The sequence below is a fragment of the Sphingobium sp. Ant17 genome, assembly GCF_000588875.1.
Classification (GTDB): Bacteria; Pseudomonadota; Alphaproteobacteria; order Sphingomonadales; family Sphingomonadaceae; genus Sphingobium.
The window spans coordinates 1-20,457 of the sequence record NZ_JEMV01000025.1; the positions used below are offsets into that span (position 1 = coordinate 1).

The following is a 20,457-nucleotide window of genomic DNA, read 5'->3' on the forward strand; positions in this document are numbered from 1 at the left end:
GGCCTACGGCCAGCCACCTCCCTGCAAGGGGAGGTGTTTTTCCGGCTTACTGCGTGCCTTCCGCGTACCAGGTGCGGAATTCGGCATATTTGGGCATTTCTTCCGAATTGGCCTTAGGGTCGATGACGACATGGACGACGCCGACCTTGCCGCTGGCATAGGCGCGTTCGATGGCGGGTTTGATGTCCTCGGCGCGGGTGACATATTCGCCGTGGCAGCCAAAGCCTTCGCCGATCTTGTCGAAACGGACATCCTTGCTCCAATGGGTGCCGGTTTCTTCGGTGCCCAGACCGAAGGTGCGCTTGTAGACGCCCACTTCCAGACCCCAGGCATTGTCGACGCCAACGACGCAGACCAGGGGCAGCTTGCAGCGGGCGGCGACTTCCAGCTCGCCGATATGGAAGAGGAAGCTGCTGTCCGACGTCAGCAGCATGGCCGGGCGCGATACGCCGGTTGCCGCCTTGTCCGCCAGCATTGCACCGGTGGCATAAGGGATGCCCGTGCCGATATGCCCGAAATTCTGGTTCCAGATCACGTCATGCGGTTTGCACTGCGAATAGGTCCACTGGAAGATGACGCCCGCGCCGCCATCGCGGATCATGATGCCGTCCTTGGGGAAGGCCTGCGTCGCTTCGACCGCGAGGCGCGCGGGGTGAATGGCCACGTCACCGGTGCCGTCGCTCTTGGTCAGCGATTCCGCGGCCAGTTCGTCCAGTTCGGCCTGACCGTCGCGCATGAAGGCCTCCAGCATCGGGGCCGGTGCGCGCGGTGTGTCCTTGAGCGCGGCGACAAGCTGCGGTACGACACCGCGCAGATCGCCGACCAAGGGTACGTCGATCGGACGGTTGACGCCGATGGCCGAGGCATCTTGTTCGACATAGATCCATTTGCGGATCGCTTCATTCTTCTGCCAGTAGCGCCATTTGCCGAAATGGACCGGCTCGCCCAGTTCAGTGCCGAGCGCCAGCACGAGGTCGGACTCGGTGACGGCCTCGATCGACGCCTTGGAGAAGACATATTGGAAGGTGCGGTCTTCGAGACCCTTGATATAGCTGGTGCCGCCCGATGTCTGGATGACGGGGCAGTTCATCAGGTCGGCCAGTTGCTTGACCGCTGCGCCGGTGCGTGATGTGTGGACGCCATGGCCGACGAGGAGGATCGGGTTCTTGGCTTCGCGGATCAATTTGGCGGCTTCGTGGACGCGGTCGATGTCGGCGCCTTGATTGACCAGGCGATAGCGCTCCGGCACCAGCGGCGCTGGCAGGTCCAGTTCTTCCAGGATGATGTGGCTGGGATATTCGATATAGACGGGCCCAGGGGTGCCGCCCATCGCCTTGCGGATGCCTTCGCGGATCACTTCGTCGGTCTGGTCGGCATATTCGATGGATGCCGCATATTTCACCGAATTTTCGAACAGCGGCATTTGCTTGACGAACTGGATGCGGCCACGCCGGACGCGCTGTTCGGTGACGCGGGCGCGCTGGCCCGACAGGAAGATCACGGGCGAATGTTCGACCAGCGCGCATTGGATGGCGGGCGCCATATTGGCGATGCCCGGCCCCAACGTGCCGATGGCGACGGCGGGCTTGCCGGTGATGCGCGAGGCGGCTTCGGCCATGAAGCCTGCGGCGGCTTCATGATGGGGCGCAACCACGGTCCAGCCGCGCCGTTCGGCCTCCAGGAACATATGGACGAAGTTCGGGTCGGGAATGCCGAACAGGGTGTTGATGCCTTCGGCCTCGAACAGATCGAGGACGCGCTTATAGACTGGCGTGCCTGGCTTGTCCGATGCGGTTGCAGCGGTGGCAGGCTTGGGATCGTCGTAGCTCATTTCAATAGCCTCGGTGCGCCCGTACCCATGTACGCGGCGAGGTTGCGGTGGAAATTGGTGATCTTGCGTTCCTGGTGCGGATTGGGCAGCGGCCCGCGAAAACCGCGCGATTTCATACCTTTCTGCACCCATTTCATGTTCGAGAAGTCCTGCGCGAGGACGGCGCCCCATCCTTCGGCCGTCGGTTCGGCATGTTCCCATTCGGTCGCCGGTTCCTGGCCTTCGGGAAAGCGCTCGATCGCGTAGGATTCGAAGATGCACATGTTGGGATCGTCGCCGAAGGGCCGTGCGCGATAGCAGAGCGCAAAGGTGATCCCCTGCAACACCGACATGTTGGGAAAGACGTGCCAGGCGAGGCCTGCTTCGGCCATCACGTCGGGCGGAATGTCGGGCCAGAAGACGCCGCGTGCAGCATCGTCCGCCCGCGCCGATTTCAACCAGTGGGCGATGACGTCGGCGGCCGCCGTGCCTTCGGGCAGTTCATCGACCAGGCGACTGGCTGCATTGACCAGCGTTTGCGTGGACGCGGCATAATTGAGCGTTTCGTAATTTTCGCGGATCAGCTCATAGGTCGAACGGCGCGGATCGTCGCCCTTGCCTGCGCGGGTGACGCTGCTGCTCTGGCTCATCGCGAAGGCAGGATCGCGCTGGTCGAAACCGCTCACCCCGTGCAAACCATAAGCCGCGCTATAGGCATAATAGTCGCCATAGGCGAGCAGCTGGCTATGTGTGCCCGCCACATGGTAGGGTTCCATGAAGGCTTCGAGCGCGGTCTTCCAATTGGACGGATAGACCACCCATTTGCGCCATTTGTAGCGCATCTTGTCCATTTCGAAATAGGACAGGATGCGCCCGGCGTCGCCCAGGAATTCGGTCACGGGTTCAGCGTCCAGATCCATGTGGATCCAGATCCAGCCGCCCCACAGGTCGACCTTCACTTCGGAAAGGTGCGTGCAGTCGGGCGTTAGGGTGCCCTGCCAGTCCTGCGGATCGAGGATATAGCTGTTATTGCCGTCAATATCGAAGGTCCAGCCATGGAAACCGCAGATGAAGTTGCGGCGCTTGTTGCCCTTGGCCGAGTGCGCGCCTTCGGGCACATCCACCAACTGCCGCCCGCGATGCGGACAGACATTATGATAGGCCTTGAGCCGATCAGGCGCGACGCGGATGACGATGATGCTGTCGTCGCAAATATCATAGGTCAGCCAGTCGCCGACTTCCGGCAATTCCTCGACCCGTGCGGCGACCTGCCACACTTTGGGCCAGAGCTTTTCCTTTTCGGCGAGCGCATAGTCGCGCGACAGGAAGGCCTCGACCGGATAGGTCAGCGGCTTGGCCAGATCATCGACGGAGATGGTGGTCGGGCTGTTCATGCCATGCTCCCGCAGCCTGTTCCGTGCAGTCCGATTATCGCGAACGACGGGGCAATCCCAAGCGAAAGCCGGTGGCAGGACGAGATCATCCCCCCGGCGATCATGATCGCAATTCCATGCCCGCAAGGTCACCGCGCGCGCGCCAATCCTGCAACAATGTCTGGAACGCGCCCCAGCCGGGACCGTAGCTGCGGAACAGCGCCCAAGGCGCCTTTACCTGGCCTTCATTGGTGAAATAGCTTGGCGTACATTCGATCTGGAAGGTGGAGATGTCATATTCCACGTCGTGGAAATGCTGGACATAGGCGTCCTGCGCGTCCGCCGTGGTTTCGACCGAGGCGCGCCCTTTGCCATTGTCGCCTGGATGATATGGGCGATATGTTCCGCCTGTCGGCCGAATTGTTCGGTGACGCTGGCGTTGAGGCCGCCCTGAATATAGCCGATGAAGAATTGGTTGGGGAAACCATGGGTCATGGTGCCGTGCAGCGTCTTTGGCCCGTTCGCCCAATGATCATAGATGGACAGGCCATTGCGCCCCTCCACCACATCGATGCCCCAGCGGCGCTTGAGGTCGCTGGTGACTTCAAAGCCGCTGGCGAAGATCATGCAATCGACGGTATAATCGACGCCGTTCGAGACGAAGCCGGTCTCCGTCATCCGCTCCAGCCCCTTGGCATCCGACACGTCGATCAGTTTGACGTTGGGCTGATTGAAGGCGGCGTAGAAGTCGTTGCTGGAAAGCGGGCGTTTGCACAGGAAGCGATACCAGGGCTTGAGCGAGGCGGCGGTCGCCTCGTCTTTGACCATTTCATCGACGCGGGCGCGCAGCCGCTCCATGACGCGATAATCCACCACTTCGCGGCGGGCCATGAATTCTTCGGGCGATAGCTCCGGCCAGCCTTCGGCTTCCAGTTCGGCGTGGAGGTTGCGCGCGATTTCGGTCCAGATATCGCAGATCAGATCCTGCTCACCGGGCAGGAAAAATTCCATCGCGGCGCGGTGGAAATTGGCCTGGCGTTCGGCCTGCCAGCCCGGTTGCAGCGATTCCGCCCAGTCGGGATCGGTCGGGGGATTGGGCCGTTCGTCGACCGTCGATGGCGTGCGCTGAATGACGTAAAGCTGCTGCGCATAGCGGGCGAGATGCGGCACCGCCTGGATCGCGGTGGCCCCGGTGCCCAGGATCGCGACGCGCTTGTCGGCAAGCTTGTCCAGCACCGGATTTTCGTAGCTGCCGCCGGTATAGCCATAGTCCCAGCGGGCAGTGTGGAAGATCTTGCCCTGATAGCGGTCTATCCCCTCGATGCCCGGCAGCTTTGGCATGTTGAGGACGCCGCAGCCCATGATGACGAAGCGGGCGCGGAAATGATCGCCACGGCTGGTTTTGACATGCCAGCGCTGGAGCGCGTCATCCCATTTTAGCGCGGTGACGAGGGTGTGGAACAGGGCGCGATCATGGAAGCCGAAGCGCTGGGCAATCTGCTTGATATAGGCCTGAATCTCCGCGCCATCAGCGAATTTTTTGGACGGCATGAAGCCGGTTTCTTCGAGCAGCGGCAGGTAGCAATAGGCGTCATTGTCGCATTGGATGCCAGGATAGCGGTTCCAGTACCAGACGCCGCCAAAGTCGCCGGCATGGTCGATATTGCGGAAATCGGTGACGCCCTGCTTGGTCAGATGATAGCCCGCCAACACCCCGGCAAAGCCACCGCCCAGCACCAGCACGTCGAGTTCCTCGACCAGCGGGTCGCGCGAGGTGACGGCCATGTGCGGATCGACATCATAGCTGTGCGTCATGTCGTCGGTGGTCGGCTGATACTGCGCCTGCCCGTCACCGCGCAGACGCTTGTCGCGCTCCTCGCGATATTTTGCGCGCAGCGTCGGGATATCGAATGTATCGGGCGCTGGCGTCCGGGTGGGAGTGCAACTCATATCCGCTCCATGGCAGCTTGTTGTTTCCGGCAACTAATCAACAACACTGTTCATTTGCAATGCGGCCTGCGTGGTTAGCGCCAGAGCGATGTTTCGCCTTGCCCCCTGTTTAGGGCTTGGCCGCGCAGGCTAGGTTGAGCGCCTGAAAAGCGGGATGAGGATGTCGGACATGGCGCAGCAATTGATGGATTTCACGGGCCGGACGATCATCGTCACCGGCGCGGCGGGCGGCGGCATCGGCACCGCGACGACGAAGATGCTGGCGCAGGCGGGCGCGACCGTGATTGCCGCTGGGCGCACCCAGGCCAAGTTCGACGCGCATATCGCGCCGCTGATCGCGCAGGGGTTGGCGATCGTGCCGGTGATCGCCGATGTCGGGACGGACGACGGCGTGGCCAAGGTGATGGAGGCGGCGGTGGCGGCGCCCGGCACGCTCCATGGCCTGGCCAATGTTGCGGGCGGGGCCGCGCCGCAGACCTGGATGCGGGCCGAGCGGGTGACGCGGGCGGACTGGCGCGCTTTGTTCGAGCAGAATCTGGAGACGATGTTCTTCATGAGCCAGGCGGTGGCGCGGGAATTGCGGACACGGGGCAATCCGGGCGCGATCGTGGGAGTTTCGTCGATCAGCGGGATGAACAGCGCGCCCTATCACATCGCCTATGGCACGGCGAAAGCGGCGATCGTCGCGGCGACACGCACGCTGGCGACCGAATTGGCACTTGATAATATCCGCGTCAATACCGTTGCGCCGGGCATGACGATCACGCCGGGATCGGGCGCTTATATCGATGAGGATGTGGCGCGGGACCAGGCGGCGATCGCCGTGGGACGGCGTGCCCAGCCGGAGGAACAGGCGGGTGCGATCGCCTTCTTATTGTCCGACCTGTCGAGCTATATCACCGGGCAGACGATCTTGGTGGATGGCGGGTTGAACCTCAAATGGACGCATCTGGGGGCCGACAATACATCACTGTTCCTGAAGAATGAGGATTTCCGTGCGGCGATAAAGGCGTAACAATGAGCGGCATGAGTGCAATCGAGAGACAGACCCTGCGGGGCGCAGGCGTTGACTTGGCCGCCGACGTGACCGGGCCGGTGGATGGCCAGCCCATCCTGTTCCTGCATGGCAGCGGGCAGACGCGGCAAAGCTGGGGCAAGGCGCTGGTCGAGGCTGCGCGCCATGGGTTTCGCGCGCTGTCCATGGATTTGCGCGGGCATGGCGACAGCGGATGGTCGCCCGATGGACGCTATGACCTGACCGTCTTTGCCGATGATCTGCGATCCGTTCTGGCTCAAATGGAGCGGCCGCCGGTGGTGGTGGGCGCGTCGCTGGGCGGGATCGTCGGCATGATCGTGGCCGCCGCCGATCCCGCTGCGATCAGGGCGCTGGTGCTGGTAGATATCACCGCGACGGTCGACATGGAGGGCGCGAACGAGGTGATCGCCTTCATGAACGCCGGGTCGGACGGCTTTGCCTCGATCGAGGAAGCGGCGGCCGCAGTATCGGCCTATCTTCCACATCGCGACAAGCCGCAGAGCAGCCAGGGGCTGGCGAAGAATTTGCGACAGCGCGGCGCGCGCTGGTACTGGCATTGGGACCCGGCCTTCATGACGATGGGCGTGGATGCCAAGCAGGAGGCGGAAGGGCCGACCGTACTGGAGACGGCGGCGCGGGCGCTGACCATCCCCACCTTGCTGATACGGGGCGGGCGCAGCCGGATCGTGACCGAGGAAGGGGCGCGCACTTTCCTGGAAATGGTGCCGCATGCCGACTATGTCCATATCGACGGTGCGCATCATATGGTGGCGGGCGACGCCAATGATGCGTTCAATGATGCGGTGTTCCGATTTGCCGATCGGCAGGCGACGTGAGCGCTTGCGCGTCCTCCGTCTGTTTTAATTCTTACTCTTCCAGAAGCGTTCGGCAAGCGGCGGTGGATCGCGGCGCGCCATTGTGCCTGTCCAGTTCGTCCAGGGTCGCCAGCGCCATCGCCTTATAGGGCGGCAGGAGCGTTGGGCATTGTTGACAGAGCGCCGTGAGATGTTTGGCGATCGTTTCGTCGTCGCCGCGCAGCAGGGGACCGGAGAGGCCTGCCATGCCTTTATCGAGACTGGAGTCCAGCGCGGCGCGCACCAGGGGGGCGAGGAGTGCTGTGGGTTCGGCGACGCCGGCGGCGGCGAGTGCCTGGCAGGCGCCGGCGATCAGCGTGACCAGATGGTTGGCGCCGTGGCATAAAGCGGCATGATATAGCGCGCGCTGCGCCTCTTCGATCGGCACCATGATGCCGCCCAGCAAAGTCACGAGCTTTTGGGCTGCCGCGTTGGCTTGTTCAGTCGATCCAGTGACGGCGAAGCGGGCGTTGATCATATGTCGGACTTCACTCGTCGGCTTGCCGGTGAAGGTCATGGCGGGATGGATCCCCGCCGTCATCGACGTGGCGCTGCGCAGCGGTTCCAATATGGCCGCGCCGCTGCGCCCGCTAACGTGGAAGATGAAGCGTGGCCGGTCGGTGGGTTCGGCCTTTGCCAGTGCGGCGATCAAAGGTGCCAGTGCATCGTCCGCGACGGCGAGCATGATGAGATCGCAGTCGCGCGCGATCTGGGCCACATCTCCGGCCGCCTGTGCCCGTCCGATGACGGCGACAGCCTCGGCGCATTTCTCTGGGTTGCGGCCCCAAATCAGGAGCGGGTCATTAGAATGCGCGGCCAGCGCACAGCCGATCGCGGATGCGACGCGGCCGGTGCCGATGATGCCGATCCGGCGGTAGGGCGATGTGCTGACCATGATCGCCACCTTAACCCACGGAGGATGGCCCGTCATCGCATGGATGACGGGCCAATGCCGTTTTTTAGCCGACCGCCCGGCTCATCAACCGGTCGAGTCGATCCGAAAAGGCGCGCGCGTCGGTGGGCTGTTCGCCATCGGCGATGCGGGCCTGGTCGAGCAGCAAATGGGCGAGGTCTGATTTGAGGCCATCCGCATCGTCGCTCGTCGCCAGTTTCTGGATCAGGGCATGGCGCGGATTAATCTCCAGCACGGGGAGCGCCGCCGTCGGGAGCTGGCCTGCGCTGGCGAGCAGCTTTTCCAATTGCCGGTCCATGCCGCTTTCGGGCGCGACGAGGCATACAGCGCTGGTCGTCAACCGGTCCGACGCGCGCACATCGGATACGGCATCAGCGAGGGTCGTCTTGGCGAAGGCGAGGAAGTCGGCGACGGCTGCATTTTCCGGCTCGGTCGGCTTGTCCGCGCCTTCGACCAGCGGAATGAGGCCGAGGTCCGCGCCGCCCTGCGTCACCGACTTGAACGGCTTGCCTTCATAATCGACGCCCATGGTGGTCCAGAAATTATCGACCTGGTCGGGCAGCAATAGCACCTCGATGCCGCGCGCGCGGAAGCCTTCAAGCTGGGGCGAGGTGGACAGCCGGTCAAAGTCGCTGCCGGTCGCATAATAGATGGCGGTCTGATTCTCTTTAAGCTGCGCGACATAGTCTTTGAGCGAGCGCCAGCTTTCCCCCGATGTCGTGCTTTTGAAGCGGGCGAGGCCAAGCAGCGCCTCACGCCGTTCGAAATCCTCATACAGCCCTTCCTTGAGGACGGGTCCAAAATTCTCCCAGATGCGCTGATAGGCCTCCGCATCATTGTCTGCCAGCTTCTGCAAGTCGCCGAGCAGACGGCCGGTCACGCCTTTCTGGATGGCGCCCAGCACCGGGCTGTCCTGAATCATCTCGCGCGACATGTTGAGCGGCAGGTCGGCGGAATCCACGAGGCCGCGCACGAAGCGCAGATAGCGAGGCAGGATCGGTGCTTCGTCGGTGATGAAGACGCGACGGACATAGAGTTTGATATGCCCCTTGCGATCCGGGTCGAACAGGTCGAACGGCTTGGTTTCGGGGATGAAGGTCAGAACCGAATATTCATAGCGGCCTTCGGCCCGGTAATGGACCGTGTGCGCGGGCTTGTCATATTGGCCGGCGACGCTGCGATAGAAGTCGGCATAATCCTCTTCGCTGATGTCCGATTTGGGCTTGAGCCACAGCGCAGCGCCATCGGCGATGTCGACGCCTTCCGCATCCGGCTTTTCGAACAGCATGATCGGGACGGGGACATGACCCGACTGCGCCTTGATGATGCGCTCGACCGTGAAGCGTTCGGCATAGGATTTGGCGTCTTCCATCAGGTGCAGGACGACACGCGTGCCACGCGTAGGGGCGTCGGCGAGATCGACAGGTGCGATCGTGTATGTCCCCTGGCCGTCCGAGGTCCAGCTGGCGGCGGCATCCGAACCTGCGCGCCGCGAAAACACTTCGACCTGGCTCGCCACCATGAAGCCCGAATAGAAACCGACGCCGAACTGGCCGATCAGCTGCGATCCTTCCTTGCCCGCTTCAGCAGCCAGTCGTTCCATGAACGCCTTCGTACCGGACCGGGCAATGGTGCCCAGGATTTCGCCCATTTCGGCCGCAGTCATGCCGATGCCATTATCCTCGATCGTCAGCCGGTTCTGATCGGCGTCCAGAATGACGCGGATGCGCGGCTGCGGGTCATCGCCCAGCAGTGATGGCGTGGCGATGCCTTCATAGCGCAGCTTCTCGCACGCATCGGCGGCGTTGGAGATGAGTTCGCGCAGGAAGACGTCACGGTCGGAATAGACCGAATGCACCATCATGCGCAGCAGCTTCGAAACATCCGCCTCGAAAGCATGGGTTTCGGGCGCGGTAGCGGTTTCAGTCGTCATGGCAGGCTTACCCTTTGAATGCGTCAACGGCGCGGCAAATGGCGGCTCGTCGTGCATTTTGCAAGATCGATGCTTGACCTTTCATGAGGAGAAACGGGGTGGCTTGGCCCCTTACTCTATCGATTGCACTTCATCGGTATGGACGTCGAACCGGACCAGGTTGGCGGGGCCAAAGGCCGTGGTCAGGGCAACGTCGGTCGCATCGCGTCCGCGCGCCATGAGGATGCGGCCGATACGCGGGCGGTTGTGGCGGGCGTCATAGGTGTACCAGTTGCCGTCGATATAGACGTCGAACCAGGCGCTGAAATCCATCGGCGCATCAACGGGCGGTATGCCGATGTCGCCTAGATAGCCTGTGCAATAGCGCGCGGGGATGTTCATGCAGCGGCACAGGGTGATGGCGAGATGGGCGAAGTCGCGACATACGCCGCGCCGTTCCTGATAGCCGTTCCAGGCGGTCTTGTCCGAACGGGCATAATGATAGCCGAACTCGATATGATTATGGACGAAATCGACGATCGCATCGACCCTGTCGCGGGCAGAGGCATAATGGGCGAAATTGCCCCAGGCGACATCCATGAGCCGATCGGTTTCGCAATAGCGGCTGCCGAGCAGGAAGGGCATCACTGCGTCGGGCAAATCTTCGACCGGAATTTGTGGGCCATCGGGCGCGCGCACGTCGGGCTCGCCATTATCCTCGATCACGAAATCGCATGACAGGGTTACGCCGCCTGGCGGGATAGCAAAGCGGGTCGCGACATTTCCGAACCCATCTTCAAATTGATAGAGCGGAATATCAGGGCTGGCCATCAGCCGCTGGGGCGTCCTTAGATCCTGGTGGCGTGACGGATGCACGCTCAACAGCGCGACCATCGCGGTCTTCGCATCGGTATTGAAGGCAATATCATATCCGCAGCGGATCAGCATGGGCGGGTACTTTCCTTAAGCGCCGATATGTCGGCTGTTGATGGCACCATGATTGGTCGAAGGAAACAGGCTGGAGTCGGCGCGCAGCACATCGACCGACACATCCATGTTCAGGAAGCTGCCGGGCGGGCCGAACCATGTGCCGGACAGGGGCAGCGCCTGATAGGGATCGCGCGCGACGGCGACGCGGATGAGGCCGCGATTGCCGATGATGCCGTTGGTGGGATCAAATTCGACCCAGCCTGAGCCAGGCAGAAAGATGCGGACCCAGGCATGGGTATTGCCGCCGCCCACCACATCTTCGGATCGGGAAGGATTATACACATAGCCTGAAACGAACCGCGCGGCGAAACCCAGAGCCCGCACCGCCTCGATCATCAAGACGGCGAAGTCGCGGCAGGTGCCCTGGCGCAGCTTGAGCGTCTCGATGGGCGACTGCGTGCCCTTTTCATGGCGCGGCACATAGGTGAATTCCCGCTGGATGCCCGTCGCGATCTCCGTCAGCAGGGCGATCGTGCTGGTATTGCCATGGTTGCTGACGAAGCTCCTCGCCCAATTATCGACGATGCGTTCGGGATCATGATATTCCCGTTCGATCGACCGCAGCAGATCGGGCATATCCTCTGACGAATAAGTGAAGGGAAAGAGGCGGGCATAGGGTTCGACGTCGACTTGCTTCTGAGCGAGCGGCGCATGATCCAATGTGGCTTCGCTGTTGACCACCAGTTGCGCAGCGCGCGTCTTGAATGTGGCGATGGCGACCGAATTGCCGAAGACATCGTGCAGCCAGCGCAATTGGCTGGGCGCGGGATCGATGTCGAGCCGGGCCGACAGCAACCGCTGGTCAAATGCCTCGCGAGGGCGCATCATGATGCGATGTTCACCCAAGGATACCAGCTGCTGATAATGATAGATGGTGCTGTGACGGATGGTGAGCAACGGCATAGGGGCATGTCCTGATGGCCGGGCGCACGGCGGAAAGTCTCTTGGGTCCGGACGATCCGGTGCCGTTCGAGCTGTTCAACGCAGAAGGCGGCTCCCCGTTCCTGCTGATCGGCGATCATGCCGGGTCAACGATCCCGGCGGCGCTGGGTGACCTGGGGTTGAGCGCTGCGGATCGGTCCCGTCACATTGCGCTGGATATCGGCGTATATGGGCTTGGCCATGCAATGGCGCGGTTGCTCGAGGCCCCTTTTCTACATCAGACCTATTCGCGTTTGGTTATCGATTGCAATCGCGACCCGGCGCATGAAGAGGCGATCCCTGCCTCCTCCGACGGCACTAGGATCCGTGCTAATCGCGACCTGGATGAAGGGGCAAAAGCGTTCCGCGTCGGTATGATCCATCGGCCTTATCATACCGCCATGGCGAACCTGATCGCGGCCCGGACGGACGCCGGACGCGAGACGATCCTGCTCTCTTTGCACAGCTTTACGCCGGTGCTGAACGGTGATGTGCGTCCCTGGGATGTAGGCATATTGCATTGGCGTGGGCGGGCGGATTTTGCGCTGTCGATGCTTGACCAGCTGCGGACCATGGGTGGCATAGTCGTCGGCGACAATGAACCCTATGCGATGGATGCCACCGACTATACGGTGCCTTTTCATGCCTTTCCCAAGGCGCTTCGCTATGCGGAAATCGAGGTGCGGCAAGACCTGATCGCGGATATCGAAGGCCAGGCGCTTTGGGCGGAGCGCATTGCGCAGGCTGCGCGGCGGGCGATCGCTTAGCGTTCCCCGCCATTGACCGATCGATTGAAAAAATTCCAAGGGAACGTCTGCACTTACCGCGCATTAGCCCCCGAACAGGAGGCTTCATGACCTATAGTGATCGTATGACCCTATTCGCACGCATCGGTTTTGCCGCGCGGGGCCTCGTCTATATTCTTATCGGTTGGTTTGCGCTGGATGTCGCGTCGACCGGTGGCGAGGTGAAGGACAATCAGGGTGCGCTGGGCAGCATGGCCGATGCGCCGCTCGGCCATATACTGCTCGCCATCTGCGCTTTAGGCTTTGCCGGTTACGCCGTGTGGCGGTTGACCGAAGCAGCGGTGGATCCTGAAAACTGCAGCCGGACGCTCAAGGGCAAGTTCAAGCGAGTGGGCTATGCCATGAGTGGCATTTCCCACATCATTCTGGCGCTTGCCGCTGCACGATTGGCTATGCGTCCCGCCTCGGCGCAGGAGGGCAGCCCTGGCGACGCCAGCGCCGAAAGCTGGTCGGCCTGGATATTGGGACAGCCCGGCGGTGTGTTCCTGCTGGTGCTGGTGGGGGTCGTTCTCTTTGCAGTAGCCGCCACGCAAGCCATCAAAGCCTATAAGGCGGAGTTTCAAGAACTGGACGGCGATGTTCCTGCGCCGGACTATGTGCGCTGGATCGGGCGCTGCGGCTATGCCGCCCGCGCGCTCATCTTTGCATTGATCGGCTGGTTCATCATTTCGGCAGCCCTGAATCATGACGCCGATCAAGCGGGTGGATTGGGAGAAGCGCTCAAGGAGCTCCGCGCCCAAGAGGAAGGTGCCATCATCCTAAGCGTTGTTGCCTTTGGATTGGGGCTGTTTGGGGTCTTCAGCCTGATCGAGGCCCGCTATCGCCGGATGCGGGTTGCAAAGCCCGATTTTCTGCGGTGAGCCCTATGTTTTCGGCCAATTGGCATTCAGCTGAACAGCCGTTCATGGACCAAAATTGCGGTCAAATCGTTTCTGAAACAACCAGCTTATTGTGAGCGCAAATGTTTGAGGATGATATGACTGACAAGGTCACCGGTGAAGGCAAGACGACGATATCGATCGGCATTGCGGATCTGGACAATATATTGGGTGGTGGGTTGACGGCCAATCGCGCTTACCTTTTGGAAGGAACGCCGGGCAGCGGCAAGACGACGATTGCGCTGCAATTCCTGTTGGAAGGCGCGCGGCAAGGCGAGCGCGGCCTGTACATCACTCTGTCGGAAACGTCAGGGGAATTGAAGGAGGTCGCACGGAGCCACGATTGGGCGTTGGACGATATCGACCTGTTCGAACTGGTGAGCGGTGAGGGGCTCGACCCCGAAACCGAGCAGTCCATTTTGGAGCCTTCCGAAGTCGAACTGGGTGAAACGATCCAGGGCGTGATGGAATGTGTCGATCGCATCCGACCGGTTCGGGTAGTGTTCGACAGTCTGTCCGAAATGCGCCTGCTCGCGCAGAATTCCTTGCGCTATCGCCGTCAGATATTGGCGTTGAAGCAATATTTTTCGCTGCGCAACTGTACCGTGCTGATGCTGGACGATCGCAGTTCCGACCCCAATGACCTGCAGCTGCACAGCATCGCCCATGGCGTCATCACGCTGGAACAGGCGGCGCAGGAATATGGAACGGAGCGCCGTCGCCTGCGCGTGGTGAAGATGCGCGGCGTCAAATATCGCGGCGGCTATCATGATTTCGTAATCGAAACGGGCGGCGTGGCGGTTTTCCCGCGGCTCGTCGCATCCGAACACCGTAGTCATTATGTTGAGCATCTGGTGTCAACGGGCCTGGACCCTCTCGACCGGATGCTGGGCGGAGGCGTCTCGATTGGGACCAATTTGTTGTTCAACGGGCCGTCGGGCGTCGGCAAGACGACGACAGCCGTGCAATTTGGCCTGAGCGCCATCGCGCGCGGCGAAAAGGCGGCCTATTTCCTGTTCGACGAAGGGCGGCCGACGATGATCACCCGCGCCCGCGCAATGGGCATGGATTTACAGCCCCATCTCGACAGCGGCGCGCTGACCGTGACGCAGATCGACCCGGCGGAGATTTCGCCCGGCGAATTTGCCAGCTGGGTGCGCAGGGCCGTCGAGGAGGACGGTGTCCGTTTCGTCGTGATCGACAGTCTGAACGCCTTTTTGCAGGCGATGCCGGGCGAGAAATATCTGGTCCTGCAAATGCATGAAATGCTCAGCTACCTTAACCAACAGGGCGTCATCACCATCCTGATCCTGGGGCAGCATGGTATTATCGGCGACGTGCGCTCCGACGTCGATCTGAGTTATTTGTCCGACACGATCGTCCTGTTCCGCTATTTTGAGGCGAAGGGCGAGATGCTCAAAGCCGTGTCGGTCGTCAAAAGCCGCACGACGGCCCATGAAGCGACCATTCGCGAATATCGATTGGGACGTAATGGCATTACCGTGGGCGAACCATTGCGCGATTTCGACGGGGTGCTGACGGGCGTGCCGACCTATAGCGGGAAGACCCCTCTGCTTGCTGCCGAGCCTGCGGCAAGCGAGGGATAAGGATGGAAGACCGCATTCTTGTTCTGGCTTTAAGGGGTCGGGACGCGCCGTGATTGAAGCACTGTTGGCAAAGCAGGACTATGTGAGCACGGTGTGCGCCAACGCCTGTGCGTTGAGTGAAGAGTTGGTGAGCGGGGCGGCCACGGCCATCATCACCGAAGAGTCGCTGGCCGGCGCGGATCGCAGCGCGCTCGATGCCTGGGTCACGCAACAGCCGCCATGGTCCGATTTCCCTTTCATCCTGCTCGCCACGCGGCGGGCGGGCCACCGGCCGCGCGATGCCATGCTGGTGCTGGAGCGGCTGGGCAATGTGATTGTCCTTGAACGGCCGATCCATAGCGAGACGCTGGGCAGCGCCGTGCGGTCGGCGATGCGGGTGCGGCGACGACAATATGAGGCGCGCGAACGGTTGGCGGCGCTGCAGCTGGCCGAAGAGCGGCTGACGCATCTCAACGCCAATCTCGAAACGCGCATTGCCGAGCGCACGAGCGAATTGTCGCGCGCCAATAATATGTTGATGGAGGAAGTGGCCGAACGCGAACGCGCCCAGACCGCATTGGTCCAGTCGCAAAAGATGGAGGCAGTGGGTCAGCTGACCGGCGGCATCGCGCATGATTTCAACAACCTGCTGACCGTTGTCTCGGGCAACCTTGAAATGATCGAGCGCCGGTGCGACGATGAGAAAATCTTGCGCCATGCCCGCTTTGCGGCCGAAGCGACGGATCGGGCTGCGAAGTTGACACGCCAGCTTCTGGCCTTTTCGCGTACACAGCAATTGGCCCTCGCGCCGCTCAGCCTCAATGCGCTGGTCGAGGGTATGGGCGACCTGCTCGCGCGGACGATTGGCCCGCGCATCGACCAGCGGCGCGTCCTGTCGGACAGCCAGCCCTGGGTAATGGCGGATGTCCATCAGCTTGAACTGGCCGTGTTGAACCTGGCGATCAACGCGCGTGACGCAATGCCCGATGGCGGCATATTGACGATCGAGACGGATGCGGGGCGATATGCGCCCGAGGGTGCGAAGCCGGGCCACTATGGCGTCGTGCGGGTGCGCGACAATGGCTTCGGCATTCCCCAGCCGCTGTTGTCGAAAGTGTTCGACCCCTTCTACACGACCAAGCCGCTGGGCAAGGGCACTGGCCTTGGCCTGAGCCAGGTGTTCGGCATAGCCCGCCAATCGGGCGGCATCGCGCATATCGAGAGTATCGAACGCGAAGGCACGATCGTCAGCATATGGCTGCCGCTCGCCGCCACACCCGATCTCGACACAGAATTGGTCAAGCCGATATCAACTTCCGACCGGGTGCGCAGGAAGCTCAATATTCTGATCGTCGATGATGACGAGGGCGTGCGCCGCTTCGTCGCGGAAGGGCTTGAAAGCTATGGCTATCATATCGCGCAGGCCGCGTCGGGTGCGGAAGCGACCACATTGCTTGATGCTGCTATTCCCGACGTCATGATCGTCGATTTCGCCATGCCGGGCATGACCGGGATCGAATTGGCGCAAGCCGCGCGAAAGCGCGCGCCCGATATGCCGATCATCATGGTGACAGGCTATGCCGAAGAGGGTGTGTCCGCCGACGCGGGCGTCATCACGCAGATCTTGCGCAAGCCGTTCAAGATCGATGCGCTGGTCGGCGTGCTGGATATGGCGACCGGGATGATGATCAGCGCAGAGGGGTGAAGGTTTAGCGCCTTCGGGCCGTTATGCGACGCTATCCAGCGGTCGAGGTGCTAATAATCCGTCGATTGCCAAGAGCAGTTCGTCCATACGGAATGGCTTGCGCAGCATGATGGCATTGCCGCCCATAACTGCGTCGATGGCATCGGTATCGGCAAAGCCGCTGGCGAACATGACAGGCAAGGATGGGCATGTCTGCGCGATCCTGGCGGCCAGTTCAGCACCATTCATCTCCGGCATGGCGAAGTCGATGATGGCGATGTCGACGGTTTGCGTGTCGAGCAGGGTCAGTGCGCTATTACCGTTGGCCGCCTCGACGACATGATGGCCGTGGCTTTCCAGCGCGCTTGCGACCATCGTCCGCACGCTGTCATCATCATCGACAAGGAGTATCCGCACCGCGCCATAGTCCGACACGGGCGCAAGGGCAGATGTCGGCAAGGTCGCAACCGGCTCGCGCGTCGTGCAAGGAAGCAACACGCGAACGGTTGTGCCTTCGCCAAGAGTACTTTCGAGCCGGACAGTGCCGCCGGCCTGCCGCGCGCTGCCATAGATTTGCGCGAGCCCCAGCCCCGTCCCCTTGCCCACCGCCTTGGTCGTGAAGAAGGGTTCCATGGCGCGGCGACAGGTGACGTCGTCCATCCCAGTGCCGGAATCGCGCACGGCGATTTCGACATAATCATTATCGGCGATTTCGCTGTCGCCCGCTATGGTGCGGACATATGTCGAGATGGTGAGCGAACCGCCATGCGGCATAGCGTCGCGCGCGTTGATCGCCAAGTTGAGCACCATCATTTCCAGCTGTGTAGCGTCTGCCAGTACTGGTACGGGGTTGGGATTGAGCTGAAAATTGAGCTTGATCATCGGCCCTAGGGTGCGCGCTAGCAGGTCGTGCAAGGGCCGGATCACGTCGCATACCAATAGCGGCTGAAGTTGGATGCGTTGCGCGCGGGCGAAGGCGAGCAACTGCGCGGTCAGCTTGGCGCCGCGTTCGGCTGCGTCAAGCCCGCCCTGGGCGTAGCGCCGAACCCGGTCCAAGTCTTCGGGGCGACGCAGGATCAGGTCATAGGCTCCCACGATCGCTGCGAGCACATTGTTGAAATCATGGGCCATGCCCGATACGAGCTGGCCGATGGCTTCGAGCTTCTGGCTGTGTAGCAGGGCCTCTTGCGTATCGCGCAGTTCCCGCGTGCGCGCTTCGACCCGCCCTTCCAAGGTCGCGTTGAGTTCGCGCAACTGTTCTTCGACTGCGGCGCGTTCGATCACCAACCGGGTGCGTTCGGCGATTTCCTCCATGAAGGCGGTATCGTCGCGATGCCAGGCGCGGGGACGGCGATCATTCAGATAGACAATGGTTTGCAGGCGGCCGTCACGGATGAAGGGAACGACGAGGATCGCGCGGGTATCGACCGATTTGGCGTCGGTGTGGATCTGTGTATCGTCGCTCAGCTCGGACCGGAACAGGTCATCGATGACGATGGTCTGCCCCTTTTGGAGCGCTGCCACGATCTTGGGACCAAAGGCTTTGGCAGGATAACGGCCGAGCAAGGGCGGCGCGGCTCCATCTGTCCAGCAGATGTCATAATGGAAGATATCCTCGACCGGGTCGAGTTGGCCGTAGCCGGTCCGGGCGACGCCGAAATGCGTACCCATCAGCGCCGCGACTTCCTGCAAGGCTTCCTCGGTATTGCGGCCGCGCAGCACGTCGGCGATCTTGAGGCGCAAGGCGATGCGCGCCTCCCGCCGCGTGATATTCCGGAACAGCCTTTCGAGCCCTGCCGCCCCAAGCGCCAACAGCAGGATCAGGACCGTGACCGCACTGATCAACATGGCGAGATAGGTCTGCCCCAGATTGCCGCCACCGCCGGTCATGGTCATGCCGGTGTCGGCGGTGAAGATCGCCGCGCGCATGCCGACATAATGCATGCCGGCGACCGCCACACCCATGATAGTGGCAGCGACCAGCCGATGCGACAGCTGATGATCGCGAGCAGCGAGCCACATCGCGGCGGTGGCCGCACCAACAGCGATCAGGACGGAAAGCAAGAGCCACGAGCGATCATAGCTGAGCGTCGCTGCCATATGCATCGCTGCCATGCCCAGATAGTGCATCCCCAGCACACCCGCGCTGATCAAAAGCCCCGCCGCCATCACCCGCATAGGGGATATGGCCGACCTGCTCACCACCCAAAATCCAGCCCAGGTGAACGTCAAGGCCAGCACCAACGACAATAGGGTGAGCGCCAGATCATAGCGCATCACCAGGCCCGGCATGGTGAAAGCCAGCATCGCGACGAAATGCATCGACCAGATGCCACCGCCCAGGGCAATGGCGGCGGCCGTGACCCACATATCCCGCATCCAGCCGCGCGACGTCCGCATGCGGGTTGCAAGGCTCAGGGCCGTGAACGACGCGAACATGGCGATCAGGATCGATAGGATGACCAGAAACATGTCGTGAGTGCCGTGCATCATCATGGGCGATCTAGTCTCATAGGCGGTCAAACAGCGCAACAACCTGGATTTTCATATCGACCGAAAATGCCGATGCTGTAGTCTTTGCCCAAAGATTTCATCATCCCTTTAGATTTCTGCAGACAGCGCATGGATGGGCAGGAGGGCCGCACCCAATGTGATGGGAGAACCGCCCAGGCTGGACACCTGCACCGGCGGGCGTCGGTGCCCGAACATGGTGACCAGATCGGCGCGATCCAGACGATCGGCAAGGCCGTCGAGAATGGAGCGCGGCAAAGTGCCCGCCAGCATGATCGCGCCGGGATCGAACCAGGCAAAGGCGGAGTTGCACACGATTTCCAGCTGCCGTGCGGCGCGATCAAGCCAGGTTTCGATAATGGGAGCCTGGTCGGCGGCATCGAAATCAATTTGTGTAACAGAGGAAATGTCGCAACCGCCCGCTCGCAGGGTAGCGAGCAGGTCCAGCGGACTGGGGCGCGGCCGATCGCCAGGAAACAAGGCGCCAATTTCGCCCGCTGCACCAAATTGCCCGCGCACAAGGCGACCATCCAAAATCACGCCAGCGCCGATGCCGAACCCGAGCAGCAATATGACCATGGAGGAAAGATCCCGGACCAGGCCGCCGAGATAATATTCGGCGATCGCCGCAGCGTTGGCGTCATTCTCCATCCACAGCGGCCAGGCCAATTCAGCGGCGAATATGTCGTGCAACGGCGCGTCCCGCCAATCGGGGAGGACATCGACCACGGCCCACCGGTCGCCCGCCAGCGAAAGCGCCGGGCCAGGGACGGCGATGCCGATTCCCAGCATCCTTTGTCCGAGCAGACCGTGGCGATCGACCAGCATGTGGGTTATGCGGCGAACCTTGTGCGCAAACGCCTTCGGGTCGAGCGGCTCGGTCGCTTCATGATGGGTCGTGATCGTGGTGCCGGTGAAATCCACCAGCGCAATTTCGATCAACCCCTTATGCGCGGTGGCCCCGACCGCATATCCCCCGCGCGCGGCCAAGCGGAGCGGGATGGCCGGCCTGCCCCGGCGCTGCACATCGACGTCGGGAATTTCCTCGACCAGGCCCAGCGCCAGCAGATCGCGGGATAGCCGGGTCAGCGCCGTACCGCTGATTTCGAGCGCGCCCGACAGCGCCGATCGCGACAGCGGGCCAGACTTGCGCAGCCGTTGAAGGATGCGGCGCTGGTCCTTGTCGATGGAGGGAAATTGCATGGCCTGCCCTTCGTCATACCGGCCCAGCAG

At 61.9% G+C, this 20,457-nt stretch carries 15 protein-coding genes; 6 read left to right on the forward strand and 9 right to left on the reverse strand.

The annotated features are described in order from the left end of the window. Positions 1-46: 46 nt before the first annotated feature. The 3 genes from BF95_RS12530 to BF95_RS12540 form a co-directional block, all read right to left on the reverse strand. Complete coding sequence (locus BF95_RS12530) at positions 47-1,831, reverse strand: thiamine pyrophosphate-binding protein (RefSeq protein ID WP_043151743.1); 1,785 nt, start codon at positions 1,829-1,831, stop codon at positions 47-49. Beyond that, complete coding sequence (locus BF95_RS12535) at positions 1,828-3,204, reverse strand: aromatic ring-hydroxylating oxygenase subunit alpha (RefSeq protein ID WP_043151744.1); 1,377 nt, start codon at positions 3,202-3,204, stop codon at positions 1,828-1,830. The genes BF95_RS12530 and BF95_RS12535 overlap by 4 nt, the downstream gene beginning before the upstream one ends. Positions 3,205-3,417: 213 nt before the next feature. Then, positions 3,418-5,133: a flavin-containing monooxygenase gene (locus tag BF95_RS12540; protein WP_235209722.1), complete on the reverse strand. Its 1,716-nt coding sequence runs from the start codon at positions 5,131-5,133 to the stop codon at positions 3,418-3,420. A 169-nt stretch (positions 5,134-5,302) separates the two neighbouring features. Between BF95_RS12540 and BF95_RS12545 the strand changes: the two genes are divergently transcribed. Together BF95_RS12545 and BF95_RS12550 are read left to right on the forward strand one after the other, a co-directional pair. Then, positions 5,303-6,148, forward strand: coding sequence for an SDR family NAD(P)-dependent oxidoreductase (locus tag BF95_RS12545; protein WP_152542702.1), 846 nt, complete (start codon positions 5,303-5,305; stop codon positions 6,146-6,148). Positions 6,149-6,150: 2 nt separating this feature from the next. Further along, a complete protein-coding gene (locus tag BF95_RS12550) occupies positions 6,151-7,005 on the forward strand; it encodes an alpha/beta fold hydrolase (protein ID WP_043151746.1) in 855 nt (284 codons plus the stop codon). Between the two features lie 31 nt (positions 7,006-7,036). On the opposite strand, the gene BF95_RS12555 is transcribed toward BF95_RS12550, so the two are convergent. The 4 genes from BF95_RS12555 to BF95_RS12570 all read right to left on the reverse strand — a co-directional run bounded on the left by BF95_RS12555 (position 7,037) and on the right by BF95_RS12570 (position 11,741). Further along, on the reverse strand, positions 7,037-7,918 hold the full coding sequence (locus tag BF95_RS12555; protein ID WP_043151765.1) for a Rossmann-like and DUF2520 domain-containing protein: 882 nt from the start codon (positions 7,916-7,918) through the stop codon (positions 7,037-7,039). 64 nt (positions 7,919-7,982) lie between these two features. Then, positions 7,983-9,869 carry a molecular chaperone HtpG gene (htpG, locus tag BF95_RS12560; protein ID WP_043151766.1) on the reverse strand — a complete coding sequence of 629 codons (1,887 nt, stop codon included), beginning with the start codon at positions 9,867-9,869 and terminating at the stop codon, positions 7,983-7,985. A 111-nt stretch (positions 9,870-9,980) separates the two neighbouring features. Then, positions 9,981-10,796, reverse strand: a complete 816-nt coding sequence (locus BF95_RS12565; RefSeq protein ID WP_043151747.1) for a transglutaminase-like domain-containing protein — start codon at positions 10,794-10,796, stop codon at positions 9,981-9,983. A 15-nt stretch (positions 10,797-10,811) separates the two neighbouring features. Next, positions 10,812-11,741 (reverse strand): transglutaminase family protein, encoded by a 930-nt coding sequence (locus BF95_RS12570; RefSeq protein ID WP_043151748.1) that lies wholly within the window; start codon positions 11,739-11,741, stop codon positions 10,812-10,814. A gap of 14 nt (positions 11,742-11,755) precedes the next feature. Here BF95_RS12570 and BF95_RS12575 point away from each other — a divergent pair, with 14 nt between their 5' ends. The 4 genes from BF95_RS12575 to BF95_RS12590 all read left to right on the forward strand — a co-directional run bounded on the left by BF95_RS12575 (position 11,756) and on the right by BF95_RS12590 (position 16,734). Next, positions 11,756-12,526, forward strand: coding sequence for an N-formylglutamate amidohydrolase (locus BF95_RS12575; RefSeq protein ID WP_043151749.1), 771 nt, complete (start codon positions 11,756-11,758; stop codon positions 12,524-12,526). An 86-nt stretch (positions 12,527-12,612) separates the two neighbouring features. Next, positions 12,613-13,425, forward strand: coding sequence for a DUF1206 domain-containing protein (locus tag BF95_RS12580; RefSeq protein WP_051519994.1), 813 nt, complete (start codon positions 12,613-12,615; stop codon positions 13,423-13,425). Positions 13,426-13,541: 116 nt separating this feature from the next. Continuing rightward, positions 13,542-15,050 carry an ATPase domain-containing protein gene (locus BF95_RS12585; protein WP_043151769.1) on the forward strand — a complete coding sequence of 503 codons (1,509 nt, stop codon included), beginning with the start codon at positions 13,542-13,544 and terminating at the stop codon, positions 15,048-15,050. Positions 15,051-15,099: 49 nt separating this feature from the next. Then, positions 15,100-16,734, forward strand: a complete 1,635-nt coding sequence (locus BF95_RS12590) for a response regulator (protein ID WP_200866958.1) — start codon at positions 15,100-15,102, stop codon at positions 16,732-16,734. 21 nt (positions 16,735-16,755) lie between these two features. Here the strand turns inward: BF95_RS12590 and BF95_RS25635 are convergent, their stop codons facing one another. Beyond that, a complete protein-coding gene (locus BF95_RS25635) occupies positions 16,756-19,209 on the reverse strand; it encodes an MHYT domain-containing protein (protein ID WP_081764150.1) in 2,454 nt (817 codons plus the stop codon). Between the two features lie 105 nt (positions 19,210-19,314). After that, positions 19,315-20,427: an ROK family transcriptional regulator gene (locus tag BF95_RS12600; RefSeq protein ID WP_043151750.1), complete on the reverse strand. Its 1,113-nt coding sequence runs from the start codon at positions 20,425-20,427 to the stop codon at positions 19,315-19,317. Positions 20,428-20,457 lie beyond the last annotated feature (30 nt).